This window comes from Clostridium sp. JS66, from assembly GCF_033561535.1.
GTDB lineage: Bacteria > Bacillota > Clostridia > Clostridiales > Clostridiaceae > Clostridium_AM > Clostridium_AM carboxidivorans.
The window spans coordinates 148,355-169,401 of sequence record NZ_CP131467.1 but is presented as its reverse complement, the minus strand read 5'-3'; the positions used below and the strand labels follow the sequence as shown (position 1 = coordinate 169,401).

23 protein-coding genes are annotated in these 21,047 nt (G+C 29.3%); 2 read left to right on the top strand and 21 right to left on the bottom strand.

The features are described 5' to 3' along the window. Positions 1–89 precede the first annotated feature (89 nt). Positions 90–1,106: a CotS family spore coat protein gene (locus tag Q6H37_RS00810; protein ID WP_318738728.1), complete on the bottom strand. Its 1,017-nt coding sequence runs from the start codon at positions 1,104–1,106 to the stop codon at positions 90–92. A gap of 114 nt (positions 1,107–1,220) precedes the next feature. Here Q6H37_RS00810 and Q6H37_RS00805 point away from each other — a divergent pair, with 114 nt between their 5' ends. Then, positions 1,221–2,345, top strand: coding sequence for a glycosyltransferase family 1 protein (locus Q6H37_RS00805; RefSeq protein ID WP_318738727.1), 1,125 nt, complete (start codon positions 1,221–1,223; stop codon positions 2,343–2,345). A gap of 84 nt (positions 2,346–2,429) precedes the next feature. Here the strand turns inward: Q6H37_RS00805 and Q6H37_RS00800 are convergent, their stop codons facing one another. From Q6H37_RS00800 to Q6H37_RS00780, 5 genes are all read right to left on the bottom strand, one after another. Further along, positions 2,430–3,014 carry an ECF transporter S component gene (locus Q6H37_RS00800; RefSeq protein ID WP_318738726.1) on the bottom strand — a complete coding sequence of 195 codons (585 nt, stop codon included), beginning with the start codon at positions 3,012–3,014 and terminating at the stop codon, positions 2,430–2,432. 202 nt (positions 3,015–3,216) lie between these two features. Next, the gene (locus tag Q6H37_RS00795; protein ID WP_318738725.1) at positions 3,217–4,233 is read right to left on the bottom strand and encodes a CotS family spore coat protein; all 1,017 of its coding nucleotides are present in this window, start codon (positions 4,231–4,233) and stop codon (positions 3,217–3,219) included. Between the two features lie 12 nt (positions 4,234–4,245). After that, entirely contained in the window at positions 4,246–5,007 is a 762-nt protein-coding gene (locus Q6H37_RS00790; RefSeq protein ID WP_318738724.1) for a spore coat protein, read from the bottom strand. Between the two features lie 21 nt (positions 5,008–5,028). Beyond that, the gene (locus Q6H37_RS00785; RefSeq protein WP_318738723.1) at positions 5,029–5,232 is read right to left on the bottom strand and encodes a hypothetical protein; all 204 of its coding nucleotides are present in this window, start codon (positions 5,230–5,232) and stop codon (positions 5,029–5,031) included. A gap of 26 nt (positions 5,233–5,258) precedes the next feature. Continuing rightward, complete coding sequence (locus Q6H37_RS00780) at positions 5,259–6,266, bottom strand: CotS family spore coat protein (protein WP_318738722.1); 1,008 nt, start codon at positions 6,264–6,266, stop codon at positions 5,259–5,261. A 165-nt stretch (positions 6,267–6,431) separates the two neighbouring features. Between Q6H37_RS00780 and Q6H37_RS00775 the strand changes: the two genes are divergently transcribed. Beyond that, positions 6,432–7,550: a glycosyltransferase family 1 protein gene (locus Q6H37_RS00775; protein WP_318738721.1), complete on the top strand. Its 1,119-nt coding sequence runs from the start codon at positions 6,432–6,434 to the stop codon at positions 7,548–7,550. Positions 7,551–7,691: 141 nt separating this feature from the next. On the opposite strand, the gene Q6H37_RS00770 is transcribed toward Q6H37_RS00775, so the two are convergent. The 15 genes from Q6H37_RS00770 to prdA form a co-directional block, all read right to left on the bottom strand. Beyond that, positions 7,692–8,960, bottom strand: coding sequence for an ABC transporter substrate-binding protein (locus Q6H37_RS00770; RefSeq protein ID WP_318738720.1), 1,269 nt, complete (start codon positions 8,958–8,960; stop codon positions 7,692–7,694). A gap of 256 nt (positions 8,961–9,216) precedes the next feature. Further along, on the bottom strand, positions 9,217–10,599 hold the full coding sequence (locus Q6H37_RS00765) for a radical SAM protein (RefSeq protein WP_318738719.1): 1,383 nt from the start codon (positions 10,597–10,599) through the stop codon (positions 9,217–9,219). A 155-nt stretch (positions 10,600–10,754) separates the two neighbouring features. Beyond that, entirely contained in the window at positions 10,755–11,501 is a 747-nt protein-coding gene (larB, locus tag Q6H37_RS00760) for a nickel pincer cofactor biosynthesis protein LarB (RefSeq protein ID WP_318738718.1), read from the bottom strand. A 272-nt stretch (positions 11,502–11,773) separates the two neighbouring features. After that, complete coding sequence (locus Q6H37_RS00755; protein WP_318738717.1) at positions 11,774–12,841, bottom strand: mannose-1-phosphate guanylyltransferase; 1,068 nt, start codon at positions 12,839–12,841, stop codon at positions 11,774–11,776. Between the two features lie 79 nt (positions 12,842–12,920). Continuing rightward, positions 12,921–13,166 (bottom strand): GIY-YIG nuclease family protein, encoded by a 246-nt coding sequence (locus Q6H37_RS00750; protein ID WP_318738716.1) that lies wholly within the window; start codon positions 13,164–13,166, stop codon positions 12,921–12,923. A 22-nt stretch (positions 13,167–13,188) separates the two neighbouring features. After that, positions 13,189–13,800 (bottom strand): DNA-3-methyladenine glycosylase, encoded by a 612-nt coding sequence (locus Q6H37_RS00745; protein WP_318738715.1) that lies wholly within the window; start codon positions 13,798–13,800, stop codon positions 13,189–13,191. A 391-nt stretch (positions 13,801–14,191) separates the two neighbouring features. Further along, positions 14,192–14,326: a hypothetical protein gene (locus Q6H37_RS00740; protein ID WP_318738714.1), complete on the bottom strand. Its 135-nt coding sequence runs from the start codon at positions 14,324–14,326 to the stop codon at positions 14,192–14,194. Next, positions 14,319–14,444, bottom strand: a complete 126-nt coding sequence (locus tag Q6H37_RS00735) for a hypothetical protein (RefSeq protein WP_007062671.1) — start codon at positions 14,442–14,444, stop codon at positions 14,319–14,321. The genes Q6H37_RS00740 and Q6H37_RS00735 overlap by 8 nt, the downstream gene beginning before the upstream one ends. Before the next feature lie 126 nt (positions 14,445–14,570). Beyond that, a complete protein-coding gene (locus Q6H37_RS00730) occupies positions 14,571–15,452 on the bottom strand; it encodes a sulfite exporter TauE/SafE family protein (protein ID WP_318738713.1) in 882 nt (293 codons plus the stop codon). A gap of 115 nt (positions 15,453–15,567) precedes the next feature. Further along, complete coding sequence (locus tag Q6H37_RS00725) at positions 15,568–16,575, bottom strand: proline racemase (protein WP_318738712.1); 1,008 nt, start codon at positions 16,573–16,575, stop codon at positions 15,568–15,570. Further along, positions 16,572–17,048, bottom strand: a complete 477-nt coding sequence (locus Q6H37_RS00720; RefSeq protein WP_007062674.1) for a glycine/sarcosine/betaine reductase component B subunit — start codon at positions 17,046–17,048, stop codon at positions 16,572–16,574. Before Q6H37_RS00720 ends, Q6H37_RS00725 begins: the two co-directional genes overlap by 4 nt. A gap of 21 nt (positions 17,049–17,069) precedes the next feature. After that, the gene (gene prdD, locus Q6H37_RS00715; protein WP_318738711.1) at positions 17,070–17,831 is read right to left on the bottom strand and encodes a proline reductase cluster protein PrdD; all 762 of its coding nucleotides are present in this window, start codon (positions 17,829–17,831) and stop codon (positions 17,070–17,072) included. Positions 17,832–17,937: 106 nt separating this feature from the next. Next, positions 17,938–18,663 (bottom strand): D-proline reductase (dithiol) protein PrdB, encoded by a 726-nt coding sequence (prdB, locus tag Q6H37_RS00710; protein WP_318738710.1) that lies wholly within the window; start codon positions 18,661–18,663, stop codon positions 17,938–17,940. Next, complete coding sequence (locus Q6H37_RS00705; RefSeq protein ID WP_007062678.1) at positions 18,663–18,923, bottom strand: CBO2463/CBO2479 domain-containing protein; 261 nt, start codon at positions 18,921–18,923, stop codon at positions 18,663–18,665. Before Q6H37_RS00705 ends, prdB begins: the two co-directional genes overlap by 1 nt. A 9-nt stretch (positions 18,924–18,932) precedes the next feature. Beyond that, positions 18,933–21,032 (bottom strand): D-proline reductase (dithiol) proprotein PrdA, encoded by a 2,100-nt coding sequence (gene prdA / locus Q6H37_RS00700; protein ID WP_318738709.1) that lies wholly within the window; start codon positions 21,030–21,032, stop codon positions 18,933–18,935. Between the last annotated feature and the right edge of the window lie 15 nt (positions 21,033–21,047).

Genomic DNA, 21,047 nt, shown 5'->3' with positions numbered 1-21,047 from the left:
AAAATAAAAACTTTAAATAATACTAAAACAAAAATAGACATATTAGCATCATTGTTAATTTTCAATGCTCCATATGTCTATTAAAGATTTTATATGCTTTTATTTTGCTGTTCAATATATATATCATTGAATTTGTTAATAAAATTAATATACTTTTCCTGTTCAGAAATCAATTCCTCCATTTTATTATTAAACGTACTTAGAGGCCAATTCACCTCACTATAGTAGTACCTATTTGCTAATCTCCAAAATCTTTGAGGAAATAGTAAAAAGCCAAATAAAACCCTATATTCCTCAACCTTTAGTGGACTGATTTCATTGTAAGAATCAATTATAAGTTTAGCAAAATCAATATTCCAATCCAATCTTTTTAACACCTTAATAATAAAAGCTGATATATCATAGGTTCTTATTTCCCTTTTGCAATAATCAAAATCTATTACATTTATTTCATCTTTCTCATCAATTATTATATTGTGATAAGTAAAGTCATGATGACAAAATGATTTTTCTTCTTCAGCACTTTTGCACAATTCCATATAATTTGATTCTAAAATTACATTCAAAGCTCTTTTGCCAAGATCTTTGTAAAATTCCACTGTTTTCATATAATTTAAATCGAACTTACTTTTAACACTTTTTTTTCTTCCCATATCACGCATTTTATCCATTGATCTCACTCTTTTTTCTATTAGATTAGGCCATCTTCCCAAATCTGTCTTTAGCTTGCTATTCTCAGGTGGTTCGTATCCTTTTGAAGCTATGTGCATACATGCTAAACTTTTAGCAGCCTTAACTAAATGTTCTTTATTTTTAAAATCACATTCTTTTCCATCAATCCACTGTGAAAGAGTATATATATCTTCATTTATAATCGCATATGGGCTTCCATCTACATTTAAGCAATATTTGTCTACATTAGGAAAACCATTTTGTATTAAATGTTCCTTAGCACCATAAACAAATAAAAGTTTTTGTGTTCCATAGTTTATTTTTTTTAAACACTTTGTACCTTGATCCGTTTTTAATAAATATACTCCTCTATTTGGCTTTATATTTTCAATTTTGATGTTGAATTGTCTTTCTATTTCAAACTCTCTCATCATGTTAATCACCCCTATTAAATTTATATGAAGTAAAAATGTAATTTAGAAGATTATTAACATTTTTAAGGGTATTTTAATATAATAGATTATAACAAATTTGAAAGGAACAATCTTATGAAAATAGGAATTGATGCCCGGGCAGCAAAATGGTATAGAGGAACTGGAATAGGTACTTATACTTATCAATTAATTAATTGTTTAAACAGAATTGATAATATAAATAATTACTTACTTTTTACCCCTGACAACTCGAAATGTACCATACCACTTAAAAATAATTTTAAAATAAATAGCATTAGCAAAAAAATGGGCGAGAATTTTTGGAATGAAATAAACATTCCAAATATTTTAGAGCATAAAGATATAGAACTTTATCATATACCTCAAAATGGGGTTGGGCTTCCTTATGATAAAAAATGCAATTTTATTATCACTCTTCATGATGTAATTCCATACAAAATGCCAGAAACAGTAAGTGATCGATATTTTAAAATTTTTTCAGAGCAAATTCCTATGACTGTTTCTCAATGTGATGGAATAATTACTGTATCTAATCACTCTAAAAAAGATATAATTGAAGCCTTTAAATTCCCTGAAGATAAAATATATGTAACTCATCTTGCTGCAGAAGATATATATAAGCCATTAAATAAAAGTTTAAGCAAAGATATTATTAAAAAACATTATTTCATAGACAATGATTTTATTCTATATGTAGGAGGCTTTAGTCCTAGAAAAAACATTATTGGCCTTATAGAAAGCTTCAGCAAAGTATTACATTCTTATAAAAAGAACCTGCTGCTTGTCATAGCAGGCAAAAAGGGAAAATCTTATGATACTTATAAAAAAAGAGTAGAACAATTAAATATATCTGATAAAGTAATTTTTCCTGGCTTTATTTCAATAGATCATTTGCCTTACTTATACAATGCATCTGAATTGTTTGTTTATCCTTCTTTTTATGAAGGTTTTGGTCTTCCTCCTATTGAAGCTATGTCCTGTGGAGTACCTGTAATAGGCTCTAATTGCACATCTGTTCCTGAAGTATTAGGTAATAGTGGTTTATTAGTTGATCCTAATAATATTGACGAATTAAGCAATTCCATACTCAAAATACTAAATGATAAAAATTTAAAAGAGAATCTCATAGTTTCAGGACTTATGAGGTCATCAGAATTATCTTGGGAAAAAACCGCAAAACAAACCCTAGCAGCATATAATAAAACTTTAAATCGTTAAAAGTATATTATAATAAAAAACGACAAGTATTATACCTTGCCGTTTATATCAGTATTATTTATGAAAATCTTAAATTAAATAAAGTTATTTTCTTAACTTTTTTAATGCGACTATTATTGGCACACAAATTATAACAGCTGTACCTGCTGATATAAAACCATTTAAAACTAAGGCTAAAAGCATATTTACTGCAGCTTTATAGCTTATGTGTAAAGCATTGGCATAGGCGTTTATATATAATATATAAATTAACCCCAATACACCTAATGTATTTGTAAAAGATCCTACTATAGTACCTGCTATTACCCCAAAGCTTTGAGATTTTTTGCATATTAGCTTATAAACATAATAAGATGTAACTCCTATTAAAATTCTTGGCAATATAGCAATAATAGGATTTAAAAATATAAATGACACTGGAGTTGGAGTATTAATAGCTTGCATAATACTAAAAATTCCAAACATCAATCCAATAAAAGCACCAATTACTGGTCCTTCAACTATACCTCCTATTATTACTGGAATATGCATGATTGTAGTCTTAAATGGCGGAATAGGAATAAATCCAAGACCTGTAGCACCTAGAATTATAGTTACTGCAGACAACATTCCTATTATTGTCATTTGTCTAGTTTTAAATTTTCCTCTTGTTGAAATTCTCTCAGTCATTTCTTATTACCTCGCTCTCATTCCATTATTTGGATATAAGTCGAAAATTCAATAGAATTTTAAACATAAATGTTCAGTTTCATAATAAATACTGACGGTTAAAATTTTATCACATGATTATTAGAAATTCAATAAGTTATTTACAAACGTACATTAAAAAGTTAAAGAAGTAAATTGATGTATAATTTACTTCTTTAACTTTTTAAATTAACTTTTTAAATTCATTCAAAAATTCCTGTCTATCTTCTTTATATCCATTCTTTCTCTTCAACCTTTCAAGAAATGTATTTTCATCCCAGTCCTTACACTTTGTATAGTAAGCTTTAGATATATTATAAAAATCATCCGGAAAAGTTAACATAGCATTAAGCACTTCTATTTCTCTATTATTTAAAACATTTTTCATAGAATAATTTTTTATTACTTCTTCAGCTTTTTCTATATCAAATGCAAAGTTTTTTATTACTTTATTTATAAAATTACATAAATCATGTACCTTCAAATCTATTAAAGCGTAATCAAAATCTATGAAATAAGCATTACCACCATTTATTAATATGTTATGATGTGCTAAATCATGATGGCATACCACTATCTTATCTTCTTCACCACAAAGTTTATAATAATAAGATTTTTCTAGCATATTAACACTTTTCTCTATTTCATTAACATAATATTCTACATTTTTTATAAATATTTCATCAAATTCACTTTTGTTTTCATGAGCACTAGCTATACTATTAAAAAAGTTCATTTCTTGAATTCTTCTTTTAAAACGATCTATAAGTTTACCAGTATTATATCTATTAGATAAATTAGTTTTAAATCCTTCTGAAGCTAAGTGAAGTTCTCCAAGTCCTTGCGCTGCAATATTTAAGTCTACAGGACTACTAAAATCACATTCTGTTCCATCAACCATATCCATAATGTAATACATATTGCCATTCCATATGGTATAAATTTCACCATTTTTATTTTTAACAAAATCCATAACTCTTGAAAATTTATTTTTTATATATTGAGATAAATTATATATGAATTTTAACTCTTCCTCTGTATACTCTGCTCTTTTTAATATCTTCTGCCCTTTATCTGTAGATACCATATAAACACTTCTTAATGGTGCAACATCATAAACAGCTAAATTAAATTGATTAAATAAATCTACACACAAATCATATCTAGCTAAATATCTTTTTTCATTATACTTTTCTACCATTTTAACACCTCTTTAAATTAGGCTATTTCCATCTTCCTTTATGGCTTTTTGTAATTTTAAATAGAATTCTTTTTCATTAAAATTTTCATTTTTATCTCTATATTTACTGCACCATTTCATAAATGCATAAGGGTATGATATAATAGCCAAAATAAACTTAGCACTACTTGTATTTAAATCTTCCAGACTACAAAATTCACTTATTAAGCTATGAAAATCAACTTCTAATCCTTTTCTTTTAACTTTATTTAAAAAACAAGCCAAATCCATTTCAACCATGTTATAACAGCAACCTTCAATGTTTTTAACTTCTATATTTTGCAATTTCCTTAAATTATTAAAATAAGTATTTCCAACACACATTTCTACTCTTTTTGTACTTCTCATTATTAAATCTATATAATCATTTTTATATATATTTTCAATACACTTTTGTGCTCTTTCTAAGTAAAGTTCTCCATTTTTCAAAAGCATTTTATCAAGTTCATTATCTGCCCCATTTTGCTGTATTTTTTTTAAATCCCTATTAAATTTTTTTATATTAACCTTATATTGTTCTACTACTCTTCCAATATTGTTACTAAGTCTTTTATTCATATATCCTGTATAACCTAAAGTTTTAGCGTGAAATTCACTTATTATATAAACTTGTTTTTTTATAACTTCTATACTTATATCTTTATATTTAATTTTCTCCGAAAAGTTTTCCACACGATAAATTCCTTTTGACTGCAAATACTTTATAAATGTGTCATTAACATTATTACAATACACAAACAAACCTCCCTGGAATTATTATTTATGCTTCTTACTTTTCATATCCTTTAAAATTTTTCTCCTTTTTCTTTCCATCTTTTTAATTTTTTTATTCTTTCTTTTAATTTTTTCTAAAGATTTAACAGATCTCTTTAAATCATCTAGTTTATTTTTATATTCTTCTAAATCCACATTACTTAAATCTTCATTGTTGAATTCATGAGATTCTTTTTTATCTCCCATAAACACTTTCACTCCCTTTATAATAATTAATGATATTTTTTAAATCTAAATTCATCTATGAATTCTTGCTTTTGATCTCTATCCTCAATTGTCCTTTTTAATTTATTTAAGAAAAACTCTTCTTTCCAAGGCTGCTTTTCCCAATAATACTGTATCCCAATTTGCCAATAATCTTGTGGAAATTCCATAAACGCTGCCATTATAGGTATATCATCTTTTTTGACTTGATTGATTGAATTATAAGAATCAATTATATCTAATGCACTACTTATGTTCCATTTTCCATTTTTCATACATCTTAAAAGAATGCTACTAAGATCATGAAGATGTGAATCCAATATACAATAGTCAAAGTCTATAATATTTACTAAATTCTTCTCAGATTTTAATATATTATGATCAGCAAAATCATGATGACAAAATCCTCTGTTGCCTATTTCTTCATTCATAGTTTCTATATATCTAGTTTCTATTAGATTTTGCATAGATCTTTCTGCTCTTTGAAGTTCTTCTCTCATAATACTTAAATAAATAGAATCAAACTCTGTATTATTTTCTTTTTTATCTATTATATCTTTAAAAGAACGTATTTCCTTTTTTCTAGTCCTAAATACTTCTATCCATTTAAACCATCCTATTCTAGGATTTATTCCAGCTATAACTTCAAATCCACTACTTTTTTTATGAAGCTCTGCCAGCTTACATGAAGCTAGTAATATATCTTTATTATCATTGTAGTTTAATGTTGTTGAATCAACCCATGGATTCAAATAGGCATAGTTGCCTTCAAGTTCTACATAATCCATTCCATTTTCTGTTTTTATTATTTCTGGAGTATATTCGAATTTATTATTTTGTAGATGTTTTATAGCAGATATAATAAACAAAAAATGTCTAAAATCATATTTTACAAATTTAAGGCAATAGTCACCATTTTGGGTTTGAATCTTATATATACTTTTTATCTTTTCTATATGCTTCACATTAAGACTATAGCTTTGTTCTACTAGCTTTTTTACTCTATCTATATCCAAACTCTTTCCTCCAAAATAATTCTATATATGTAGTATATGAATTATTGTATATGTATGTGCTAAGTGACACATTTAGAGCGTAATATTAATAATATATAATACGATAAGTTTAAAATTTTTTAAAAGCCTCGAAATTATCTGTGTTAAATGGAGGTTGATAACTATATGAAAATAGGAATTGATGCAAGGGGGGTTAACTGGTATAAAGGTACTGGTATAGGAACCTACACTGATAAAATTTTAAAATATATGATCCAAACTCATAAAGAAAATCTATATCATATGTATTGGTCTGGCAACAATTATGAATGCTTTAAAAGTGATAATTCAAAAATATTAATGACTTCAAAAAAGTATCATAAATTTTTTGAACAATGTTATTTTCCTAATAACTTAAAAGATGAAAATATAGATATATATCATATTCCTCAAAACGGTATAGGTCTTTCTCAAAACATTGAATGTAAAAAAGTAGTTACCATACATGATTTAATACCTTATATCCTCCCTGAAACCGTAGGAAACGGATATTTAATTAAATTTCTAAAAGAAATGCCTAAAATAATGGAAACTTGTGATGGCATTATAACTGTATCAGAATGTTCAAAAAGGGATATACTAAAATTTTTCCCTATGAATGAATCTAAAGTTTTTGTAACACCTTTAGCTGCTGATAAAAAATATAAGCCTTTAGATAAATCCAAATGCAGAAGACTCATACGCAAAAATTATGATATAGATAATCCATTTATACTCTATATAGGCGGTTTTAGTCCTAGAAAAAATGTTAAGTCTCTTTTAATGGCTTTTTCCAAGGTTTACAGGAAACTTCCTGAAGATTATGATTTAGTTATTGTTGGTGCTAGTAAAGATGATATACACCTTCTCAAAGATTTGAGCCATGATTTAAATATACGTTCACATGTAAAATTTACAGGATTTGTTGAAGAAGAGCTATTACCAACATTTTATAATGCATCCAGTGTTTTTGTATATCCTTCTACGTATGAAGGTTTTGGCTTACCACCTTTAGAAGCTATGAGCTGTGGTACTCCTGTAATAACATCTAACATTTCATCCATACCAGAGGTAGTTGGAGATGCTGGAATTTTAATAGATCCATTTAATATAAAAAGTCTTGAAGATTCCTTGGAACATTTACTAAATAGTAAAAGTTTAGTTGAAAAATTAATTAACAAGGGACTAAATCAATCTTCTAAATTTTCTTGGGAAAAAACCTCAGAAGAAACTCTAAAAGTTTATAAAAACATTTTAAAAATGTAAAACAAAATCTCTTGACTGCCCCGTTCCCAGCCAAGAGATTTTATCTTATATTTTAAAATTCCCTATGATTAAACCCTTACATGAACATATTATACACCTTAACAGAATTATTGTAAACGTTTTATATGTATTATTTCAACATTACTTTTTCTCTAAATATTTTTGAAGAGAATCCAATACTACTTTTGTATCTTTATTTACCAAGTTAGATTGAGCTAATGAATTTTTTACATCATCTCTTATGTTGAAAAAGTAAGGAGTGTAATTTATTTGATAACATCCTTTTTCTGTACTTCCAAGTAATTCCCATACTCTAGAATTAAAATAGTCTTCAACTTTATTAAATTTTTCTAAGTTATATATATCACTAAATACAGGTAAAACTCCATACTTCATCATAGATTCTAAATCAAACTTATCATTACTTATAATAAATTTTATAAATTCCTTTGATAATTTTGTATTGCTAGATAAGCTATTTATCATTAAATTACATCCTCCTAAGGATACATCTCTATTACCTCCTGATTCAAAAGCAGGCAACTGAATTGCTCCCCACTTCCCTTTTTCATTAGGTAGGTTTTGAATAAAATAACTTACATAGCTAGGATCTGCTACAAATGACATTACCTCTTCATTTTTAGCAGAGTTAATAAGTTCTTCTTTAGAATTATAATCACAGATTATTCCCTGAGAATATAAATTTTTTACTGTGTCTACAACTCTAATCCATTCTTTATCACTGAAATTAACTTTATTATCTTTATTAAAATAGGAAATTCCCAGTTGATTTGCTAGCAATAAGTATATATCACTATTTTCATTTTCTACATTTCCAAGAACTTTTTTGCCTTTATCTTTAGCAATCTTTTTTCCCATTTCAATATAGTCGCTCCAAGTCTTAATATCATCAATATTAATTCCCTCTGAAGATACTATATCCTTTCTATATAAAATTATTTTAGGAGAAGTACTCCAAGGAAAACCATATACTTTATTTTGCTTAGTTAAGTTATCCATCTTACTTTTTGGTAACTTGTTTTTATAACTGTTTATATCTTCTGATACATTTAAAAATCCACCTGGTAATTTATCTAAATAATATTGAACATAAGAATCATCTATTGTTACTATATCTATTGATTTATCTTTATTTTTAACACTTTCTGAAAACTTTCCATATGAATTATTATCAACCTTTAAATTTACACTTACTTTTTTATGTACCTTTTGAAAATCTTCTATAGCCGCTCTTAATGGTTGTTCATGTTTTTTATCTGTTAATACTGTAATTTTCCCTTGTAAATCATCACTATTGTTTGATACACTATTATTTTTCTTGCAAGAAACAGTAGTAGCACCTATAACTATTAAAATGATCATAGCCAAAACTTTCATATTTTTCTTCATAATATCTCTCCTGCATTAAACAGTGTCCTGTTTCTATTGTTTACTTAATTTATTATATTTCCAGTATATATTATCAAATTTACTTAGTTTTTTCAATTGGTTTACTAATATTGGATTTGATCTTACATATGAAAAAGTGTACCTTATAAATCATATTTTGAAATTATCCATAATTTTTAAATTTTATAATTTCCTATAGAGCAAAGAATAAGTCCTAAAGATTTTAATAAATCATTTAAATCTTTAGGACTTATTGTTATCCTTTTGCCATATCATAATTCCCTTTAGAATTAAAATCTTCTTTCCAAGATTTATCTGCTAAAGGTTTAAATTCTTCTGCTACCTTATCCAATGATTTTTGAAATTCTTCATTTTCTATCATCATTTTAGCAACTTTATCTGTAGGTTTAGCTCCTGTTTTTTTTACAACTTCCCTTATCACATTTGTGTTATCTATCATCATGCAAGGCAATAATAAATTTTCATTATAAGGCTGCCTTCTTCTTAGTTCCTTAAAAAAGTCTGATTTAAATACATCTATAAGTTTTTTATTTTTCAAATTATCTACTGAAAAGTGAGCAAAAACGCATGGTTCCATATCTTCATGAGAGTTTATATGACAATAAAACTTACCTGCTATACAACCTCCTACATAAGGAGCATCATTAAAGAAATCTATCATAAAATAAGGTTTTGAATTTCTTATCTTCCTAACCCTCTTCCCTAAATAAATCCTTTGCTCGGGAGTAAGCATTAAATTAACATCTTGGCTACTTCCTACTGGCATAAATATGAAGTACCAACTCATTTTAGCACCCTTTTCTATAAGCATATTTACAAATTCATCAGATACAACTGTTTTCACATTACTTCTACTAACAGTTGTGGATACTCCAAATAACATTCCCTTTTTTTTAAGTAATTCCATGGAGCTCATAACCTTTTTAAATACACCTTTTCCTCTTCTCATATCAGTATCTGCTTCAAAGCCTTCTAAAGAAAACATAGGTATTACATTACCAAGTTCCTTTATTTTATTAGCTAATTTTTCATCAAAGAGAGTTCCATTTGTAAAAGGTGTAAACATACAATCATTGTACTTCTCATATATTTTTAACATATATTCATTGAAAAATGGTTCTCCGCCTAATACTACAAAGTAGTAAATTCCTAATTCTCTGGCTTCCTTTATAATCCTATCTACTTCTTCATAAGGTATATCATCTTCTTTGCTATAATTTGCAGCATAGCAGCCCATACACTTCAAATTACATCTCATTGATGGACTAATAAGTATTACTAATGGTATTTTTATATCCTTTTCCTTTAAGAGCTTTTCCCTTTTAGGCATTCCATACCATATTGCATTTGATAAAAAATTGGAAAAGAATTTTTGTATACATCTTTTATCTGTATTTTTTAAAATATTTATTATGAATTCATGTGTAGCAGGATTATTATTATAGTACTCTTCAACTTGTTGTATTCTTTCTAAATTTTCTTTGTCCTTGCAAACGGATTTTTTTGCCAAGTCAAATAACTTATCAATATTTTTTTCAGGATTTTTCTCTAGTAACTCCAATCCAGTTTTAACTAAGGTATCTCTAGCTGCCTTTTTCAACTTTTCAGTTACCTTCATTTACTATTCCCCCTGATAAGTAGTGATATATAAATATAAAGTTTCCTTTATAAAATTATATACATATTTATTTTATTTATGTCTATATAATATCAGGGTGCTTCTATGGAAACTATTAAAATACAGTAACACAAAATACAATAGTAGTTTAAATTTTATAGTTTATTTATCATGCTTGCTAAATAACCTGCTCCAAATCCATTATCTATATTTACTACACTTATACCACTTGCACAACTATTTAGCATGCATAGTAAGGCTGAAAGCCCTCCAAAATTAGCACCATATCCTACACTAGTAGGTACAGCAATGACAGGCTTATCTACAAGTCCTCCAAGTACGCTAGCTAAAGCACCTTCCATACCAGCTACTACAATAATTATTTTAGACTGTCTTATTTTCTCTAATTTATCAAACAATCTATGTATACCTGCTACCCCTACATCATATATTCTCTCCACTTTGTTTCCAAATATTTCTGCAGTTACTGCTGCCTCTTCCGCTACAGGTATATCAGAAGTACCTGCTGTAACTATGGATATATATGTACTGGTCTTTTCCACTTCCTTATTTTTTATAGTTATAGTTCTCGCTTCCTTATTATATTCTGCTTTAGGACATATAGATTTTACAGCTTCATACGCCTCTTTGGAAGCTCTCGTTCCTAATATATTGTTTTTCTTTGTAATCATAAATTCAATTATTCCCTTAATTTGTTCAACAGTTTTTCCAGCACAATATATAACTTCTGGATACCCAACCCTAATTTCTCTATGATTATCAATTTTAGCATAACCTAAATCTTTAAAAGGTAAGTCTTGAAGCGTTTCTAATGCTTTTTCTATATCCATCGAACCACTTTTTACATTTTGTAAAAGTTCTTTTACTTCATTCAGATCCATAATATCCTCCTCTGTGCTCTCTATATACTCTTCTATTTAATTTTCTAAAATACTTCCTTTTCTATAAGTTTTTCATACTTTAGTATAGCAAGTTTCACTTGCTATTCTATCATATATAACTTTAATATTTAAATAAAAGCTTAAATATTTGTGAAAATTTAGAATTTAAAATTCTCAATAAACATAATAAAAAATTATTAATAATAGAATAATTATACTTTTATATTAAAACACCAGTAAATAACATAGTTATTTACTGGCCTTCTAACTTACTATAAATATTTATCCATATTTTTTTCATTTTTTAATAAATTCACAAGATATTTTATTTCTTGATCTTTATTTTTGTCCATAATTAATACTACATCACCATCATCTACTATTACTAAATCCTTAGTTCCAAAAGTTACTATTAGTCTGTCATTCCCAAATACGCTGCAATTTTCACTATTTTCCATGAACACATTTCCCATAAAACTATTGCCTTTAGATTTCTTTAAAAATCGTGATAATGCAGCAAAGGTACCCATATCATCCCAAGCAAACTCACATTTTATAACATAAGCTTTTCTAGTTTTTTGCATTATACCAAAATCTACAGATATTCCATCTATAATTTTATATTGTTCTCTTATAGTTTTTTCTTCATTACTAGTATCTAATTGATCATATATAGCTATAATACTCTTGTGCATTTTAGGAAGATACTTCTGCATTTCCCTTAAAAACACATCTGCTCTCCATACAAATATTCCACTATTCCACAAGTAGGTACCTTTCATAACTAAATCTTTTGCTACTTCAGAATTAGGTTTTTCTAAAAACCTTTCTACTTTAAAACTTTTAATACTAGAGTTTACTTCTTCACCCATTTCAATATAACCGTATCCTGTTTCAGCTCTTGTAGGTTTTACCCCTATTGTCACCAATCCCCTTTTTTTTTCGGCAATTCCTATTGCATGTGAAAGTGTACTTTTAAATAGTTTTTCATTTTCAATATAGTGATCAGACGGCAAAATTATCATTGTAGCATTTTGATCTTTTTTAAATAACTTTGCTGCTGAAAGCGCTATACAAGTTGCTGTTTCTTTATTTTCAGGTTCTATAAAAATATTATTTTTATCTATATCCTCTAATTCCTCATATACCTTATCTATATATTCCTTATTAGTAACCACATATATATTCTCTTTGGTTACTAAAGGCATTATTCTATCCACAGTATTTCTTAAAAAACTTTTATTATCTATAACTTTCAAAAATTGCTTTGGATTTTTTGACCTAGAAAGCGGAAAAAGCCTAGTGCCCTTACCACCTGCAAGAATTAATGCATATATCAATATATTCACTCCAAATTATGCTTGCTATATTGTTATAATATGTATTACTTTGAATAATGGTGAAAATATATTTATATATTTATTTTATATTATTAATAAGCTCTAATTTTCTTTTTCTTTTCATTAGCTTTATAGCATATTCTCTTTTTAATGCTTCATTCTTTGTATTAAATTCCTCAGAATATACTAATTTAACCGGTAATCTTCCCCTTGTATATTTAGCTCCCTTTCCGCTATTGTGTACCTGTATTCTTTTATTTAAATCATTAGTATATCCCGTATAAAGTGTTCCATCTATACATTGTAATATATAAACATAATTCATAATTAAAGTTTCCTCTTTAAAATTATTTTACAGATACATTAGGATTAGCATCTATGTAAAATCTCCATAAATAATCCCTTGCTTCCTCTGCATAATCTATTCCTACTCTTTTAGCAGTTTTTATATTAAATTTATCATCTAGTCCATTTTCTATATATAGTTTATCTCCACATAAATCCTCTTTATTTAACGTTTTATTTATACCCATAGCATTGCACAACTTTCCTGGTCCATTTGATAAGTTTTTTATTTGATATTTGGTTAGATCTTCATAAGATTTTTTATATCTATTATAAACCATATACTCCAGACCTTCTACCGGCTCCAAAGCTCTAACTAAAATGGCCTCTGGCATTCCTTCTTCTCGAGTAACTATATTAAAACAATAATACATACCATATATAAAATAAACATAAGCAACACCTGGTTTTCCATACATAACTTCAGTTCTTGGAGTTACCTTTCCACTATAAGAATGAGCCGCTTTATCTAAAGTACCCCTATAAGCTTCCACCTCTACTATTTTACCTGATACTTTCTTTCCATCAATTTCATGTACTAAAACTTTTCCTAAAAGCTCCTTTGCAACTAGTAAAGTATCTCTATTATAAAAATCTCTATTTAATTTTTTCATTTTATATCACCCTAAAACTCAAATTAAAATTTTATTTGATAGTTATATTATATATTAAACTCTATTGGTTTAAAAATATTGCTTATCTATATAAGCATAATGCGACGCAACCTTTTTTAGAGGACAATTGACATAGGACAGAGGACAATGAAGGTGAGTTTTGCTAACTCAAAACAAACTTCAAATTTATATAAGTCAGCAATATTTCGCTTTAGCGAAATGAGTCATTAAAAATTTAATTAAAGATTTTTCGTAGTGTAATGGATAAAAATCATCCTTCACTGTCCTCTGTCAATTGTCATCTGTCCTCTAAAAAAAGTTGCATCGCAATATTTTTAACATATAAATTAACCTTCTACACTTAAACCTTTCTTATTACTTAACGAAAAGCTTAATCTGTTGTTCTTACACTATTTCTATCTTTTTTGATTGCTCTTCCTTCCTCTTCAGGTGTAGGGTAACTACCAGGTTTATTATGTGGTTTTTTAAAGTCTTTCTGTAAATCTCTTTTCTCTACTTTATTCATTATTATCAGCCTTTCTTTCTTTTCTATGTTGTTTTTCTAGTACTTTACTATCTTGTGTTCTTTTAGTGCCTATATTAACTTCTTTAGCATTTACATTGCCTTTCTTAGATTTATTCATGTTTCAGCACCCCTTTTATATATAAGATTTTTTCATGATTAGTCTTTTCATTTAATAATGTTTTATTCTAAAAAAAGAGTCCATAATTTCAACATTATGGACTCTCTTACTTATTTTGTTAATATTTTAACCTTGTTCTGCGACAGGTTTTGATTTACTTGCAGATCTAAACATTAGAACTGATGTATAAAGAATAACCACTATTACTAACCATTTTAAAACATTTAGTGGCAATGTTTTAACTATATATGCTGCTATAAAAACTCCTACAGAACCAAATATAGTTATAGCCATAGATGCTTTTCTGTCATATGCACCTTCTTTAATAAACTTAGCTGATGCAGCTGGCATCAAGAATGCACAAGATCCCATCATTATTGGGAATGCTATTTTAGGGCTCATTCCAAGTGCAAATACTAGGGCCATACATGGTGCATAAAGTCCTATTCCTAATGTCATAAGAGCTCCTAATATAAAGTTAGCAACTATTGCTATTATAAGCTTTATGCCTGTAAGTCCAATAGCATCTCCGCCTGAAGGCATCAGATTTAATTGTTGTGCAAGCATTATTATTACAACTACAATTAATGCTACTCCCATGCCAAGCTGTATTTTCTTTTCATCAAGTTTTGACACAATTCCAGCTCCTACTACTGCACCTATAGTTGCTGCAGCAAGCATTGAGAAAAGTGTTATCGGCTCTACTTTTATAACCGTTATAAAAATAAGTGCTTCTATGCCTACAGGTATAGTACATGCTACATTAAGCGTTCCTGGTATAGTTCTATCCTTTGAAAGGTGAAATGCCTTTAATAACGCAGTTGTTGGTGAAAAACTTCCTATTCCTAATGTATCAAAAAAGTTTGTAATAAATCCTACTACTCCAAGCGCAAAGAAATTTGTCTTTTCAATTTTTCCTTCTTTTGCAGCTTTAGCATAGTCTGTAAAAAATACGAATGCAAAGTATAATACTAAAAGTATTAATATACCGAATACTATTTTTACCATTTCACAGCCTCCTCGTTTCTATTTAATATTTTATAGTTGAATTGCAATGTACCATACCTAACTAATATACCAGTGTATTGTGATTCTTTCAATACAACTTTATACTTTTAAGATTTTATTTCAAAATAAATCCATGTTTAACTGGGTCTTCTGGATCTATGAAGAATTGATTGTGTCCTGTTATGAACGCACTTCCTGTAATTTCAGGAATTATAGCATCAAAATCTCCAACCTTAGTTTCTTCTAATACTCTTCCTCTGAATTTTGTCTCTAAAATACTTTCATATATGAAATCTTCATTCATTTTTAGTTCACCTTTTGCATAAAGTGTTGCTAATTTAGCACTAGTTCCAGTTCCACATGGTGATCTATCAAGCTGTCCCTGTCCAAATACAACTGCATTTTGTAAAGTTGCATCAGCACTTTTAGCAGGTCCATATATTTCACATAAATCTACAGTTTTTATATGTGGAAGTGTTGGATGCTGTATTTCAACTTGTTCATTAACAGCTTTTATAACTTTCATTCCTATTTCTATTATCTTTTGCGCATTTGATGGACATATTTCTATTCCTAGGTTTTCAGCTTTAACTATAGCAAAGAAACTTCCGCCAAAAGATATATCCATTGATACTTTGCCTATTTCAGGCACATCTACTTCTACATTTCTTTTATAAAGGAATGCTGGTACATTAACTATAGAAACTTCTTTTGCTTTTCCATTTTCTACTTTAACATTTGCTTTAACTAATCCTGCTGGAGCTTCTAAAGTAATTTTTGTTACTGGCTCAGTTACTTCAACCATACCTTCTTCTACAGCTACAGTTGCAGCTCCTATGGAACCATGTCCACACATATTTAAATATCCACCGCCATCCATGAATATTATTCCAAGATCTGCTTCTTCAGTTGTTGGCTGTGTTATTATTGAACCAAACATATCATTATGTCCTCTTGGTTCAAGCATTATAGCTGTTCTTACATAATCTAAATTCTCTTCAAGATAAGCTTTCTTTTCTGGCATTGTTTTTCCAGGGATATTAGGCACTCCACCTACCACTATTCTTGTTGGCTCTCCCATAGTATGTGAATCTATTGCAAATATTGTTTTTGTTGTTTTCATTTTTGTGCCTCCTTATTTTTCATTTTCAATTTTAAAAATGCTAAAGCCTTTTTAGCATCAAGCTCTACTACGTTGTTTTCTCCCACAACTTCTGTTTCAATTCCATCTTTTGATTTATTAAAGTCTACTATAGTATCCATATATTGATTAGTAACTACAAACTGTGCTTGAGTTCCTACAAAGCTCATTCCAACTACTGGAATGCCCCTTTTTCCTACCTCTTCCAAAGCAGTAGCAAAATCAATATTGCTGTTTCCCCAACCGTCAATAGATACTATGACTCCATCTGCTCTCATAGCTTCAACCCAAGATGCTGCTCTCTGTGCAACAAATACCTTATCTTCATTTTCTTGTGGTGTTCCTGCTACTATAATCCCTAAAAGATCCACATCATCATCATTAGAGACTACATTAAGCAGCGGATCTCTAAAATGATGTAATGTTGTTTCTTTTGTAGATGGTCCTATTCCCATAGTAATACCCTCCTATATAATTTAGTTCATGGCTCTTAATGCACCATCTCTGTATTCATTAGGACTTAATACTATAGGCATATTACCCATATCTATAATAGATCTACATCCTACAAAACCACCTGGTTCTTTACTTAAAAGTCCTGTATCATACATAGCGCCTTGGCCAGCAACTTGTTTTATAATAACTACTTTCTTCTTTCCAGGCTTTATCTTATCAAAATATTCATACTTTTCGTCGCACACTCTTCCACTTAATTGCTTTAAGATACTTCTTATTTGACTAATTATCTTATCAGAAACTTCATGTGCTGACATGGGACCTGGTCTACTTGTTCCTTTACCAGCCTTTAGAGTAACATTTATATGAATTAATATGTCATTCTTAGCTGGAGTACCAGCTCTCCCAAATACAACTTGCTCATCTAGTATACCTTCAGAAGAACCAAATTCTGCAACTTGTATTCCCTCTTCATCTACCCCTGTAAGCATCACATTTACTCCTGTAAGTACATGAGTTATACCTTCTCCTATTTTCCCTAATACCTTTACAGCTATTGGAGAAAAATCCATTATTGAATTTACAAATATATTGTGGTTATCAGGATTTATGATTTTAACTTCTATATGTTTTATGAGTTTCTCATCTACTGATATTCCCTTTTGTATATCATTTTTTAAATACAATACACCGTTTTCTATATAGGTTTTTTCAGCAAACTTTACTTTTGTTATATGAAAAGTCTTTATAACTAATCTTCTAATTTCTATTTGCTTTTCCATATATATCACCACGTTTATTTTAATAAAAAATATTAATATATAGGAACTAGAAACTAGTTTTTAGTTCCTAGTTCCTATATTATAGTTACTATTTTCTAACTTCTGATTAAACTTTTGCTATATATTCATATGGAAGTGGAACTATTGTTCCTGCAGTAGTTATCTTAGTTAACTCTACTAGTGAATCTTTAACTATAGCTGTTTGCATAGCAACATCATGTGGTGCTCCTGCATTAGCTCCCATTGGTACTCTTGGAGCAACTGCTCTTGGAGTTCCTGTTTGTTTAACTACTGGTGGTAAAGCAGCTATACATATTGTAGGTATTCCTGCTTCTTCGATTGCTCTCTGCACCAAAACTGCAGAGCGGTGGCAAGTTCCTCATCCAGCTGTCATTAGGACTGCATCTACGCCTTCTTCTTTAAGAATTCTAGCGATTTCTGGACCAGTTTCATTCTTGAATTTTTCTTGGTTTCCGCCGCCACCCATGAATCCTATATGAGTTGGTGCAACTTCTTTTATAAATCCTTCTTCTACAAGTTCTTTTAATCTATCAATTGGGAACATGCAGTTGATGTCTTTATTAACATCTCCATTATCATATCCACCATGTGATACCATAAGTTCGCTTGATGGTGCATCTCCTGGTATCTTTCTAAATGTAAAGTCTCCTGCTAAATTAAATCTCTTATCTGATTTTAAATGTACACCAGCAGCTGTAGCTATAGCTACTTTCATATCTTTAAGCTCTTTTGTTACAGGAGCCCAAACTGGTGGAGGAGTTATAGGAACAAATATTTCTGATTGTAATCCTTTAACAATTGTTAAATCCATTATAATTTTCCTTCCTTTCTATTTCTTATATCTATATTGCTAACATATTTTTCATTAGCTTCTTCTGACAAAACTTCTATAAAACTCATCTTAAAGCCAACTTCTTGACCTACCTTTAAAGGATAATCTGTTATAAGCATTCTCATAGGTACTTTTAAATATCCTAATCTTCCTTTAAGGTCTACTGCAACGCATCCGTCATGAACTTCTACAATTACGCCTTGCATTTCAATGATTTTATCACCATATTTTAAATCCATATTAAGCGCCTACTTTGTTGAATATTTTTCAAGTCTCTTTTGGCTTACTGGAACAGCAGTTTCATTTTCAACTCTTTCTATTGAAGTTGCTGTAGTCTTTTCAACTAACTCTAGATTGTTTTCTTTAACATTTGCATTCCATTTTCTTTCTGAAGCTTTAACTTCTTCTCCACCCATAGCTGCTTTAAGCATTGATATTCCTCTTATTGCATCTTCTGGACATAATGTATTACAGCTTAAAACTTCATTTTCAATTCCAGCTTCTGACTTGTTGTTATCAACCATGTACTTCATGTACTTGTTACCAACAACTAAAGCTCCTTGTACTGCGCAGAATGAGAATCCTACACATGGAATATCTCTCATACCAATTTGTTCAATGTGACTTGCAAAGTCAATGTGATTGTTTCCAAATCCTTCTGTTGTAACAAAAGCTCCATCAACATCTAAAGCTTCTACTATCATTCCCATTCTTTCTGATACATAGAATTTTTCACTGTTGATTTGTGGACTTCCTACAAATAACACTCCACAAAGATCTAATTCTGGATCATTTAAAGCTTCATGAACAAGTGGTTCTCTCCAGTAATGTCTTGAACATTCCTTTGATGCAGGTCCTATACAAGTTAATGCATGAATTCCTCCATCAGCAACTTCAAGTGGTGATAACATTACAGGAACATTTCCTAAATCAACGTTTGGTTTTGCTCCAAGCACTCCTACTGGTTCAACTGGTAATATTAAGTTATCGTGCATAGCACCTTGACCCATTATCTCTTTAACAATGATAACTTTTTTCTTTCCTGGTCTTCTCTTTTGTTCAAATACTTCTGTACTTGTTACTAAAGATTCATCAGCATTCTTTAAAGCTTCTCTGATTTCTTGAGTTATAATATCTGTAGCTGTATGAGCAGCTAGAGGACCTGGCCTTTCCATGTTAGTTCCTGCAGCTATTGTTACTTGAGTTTTTATGAAGATTTCTCCCTTATCAGGTGCTCCTGGTCTTCCAAATTGAATGTTTTCTTCAAGTATACCTTCTGATGAACCGAATTCTCCTATTTGAACTCCATTTTCATCTGTTCCAGTAACCATTACTATAACACCATCAATTACTCTAGTTACGCCTGAACCTAACTTGTCGTCTCCCTCTTTAGTAGCTATTGGTTGAACATCCATTATCGTTTCACTATAAGTGTTATACTTATCTGGAGTTATTATATCAACCTTTATTTCTTTAACTAATTTGTTTATTTTTACAGCATCATCACAAACATTTTCTCTGATGTAAAGAGTTGTTCCTTCAATTTTTGTTTCTGGTCCAAACTCTACTTTATCGATTTTGAAATATTTTCTTGTAAGAGTTCTTACAACCTTTTCTTCAAGCTTAACTTCCTGAGTTGCTACAGTTTTTTCTTCTTTAGCAATGCTTTGATTTTTTACTGCTGATGGTGCCTTTGCCACTGGAGCTGCTATTGAACCTACACCTAAAGGTACTTCAATGTCAATTCCTTTTCCTTCTGCTATTTTAATCTTTAAAACTCCACCAGTCACGGATGCTATTGGTTGTGTTGCTTCTACTACTTCTTCTTCAAATCCTTCTAACATATTAGCTGTTACAGCAGTTAATGCTGGTACATCTACTTTTAAAGTCTTTCCAATTACTTCTTCTCTTAATAAAACTTTTTCATCAAGCTTTAACAATAATGAATCTTCAAGTTTTTCAAAATTCATTGGATTTTCAAAATCTTCAGCTGTTATAATGTCCCCTGCTTTTTTGTTGTACTTCAAAACAGCCTTTGCATCTCCTTGAGTTAATTCAACTGCTTTTTTCTCTTCCTTCGCTTCTGAAGCCATTGCCTTAGCTCCTTCTAATAAATCAGGAGTTAATGGAGTAAGTGAATCTATAGTTTTTAGTAATTTAGCTCCTACAACTTCACCTATTTTAAAGCAATTATCTGGTATAGTTAAAAGTCCTGAATCCACCATATCAGGGAATATAGATGGATCCTCTAGATTACTTGCTGAAATTATTGTTCCTTCTTCTGTTCTACAACATACAACAGCAACTTCATTTTTTAGTTGTTCTGCGTGTTCTGCACTCATTGACATTTATCGTATCCTCCT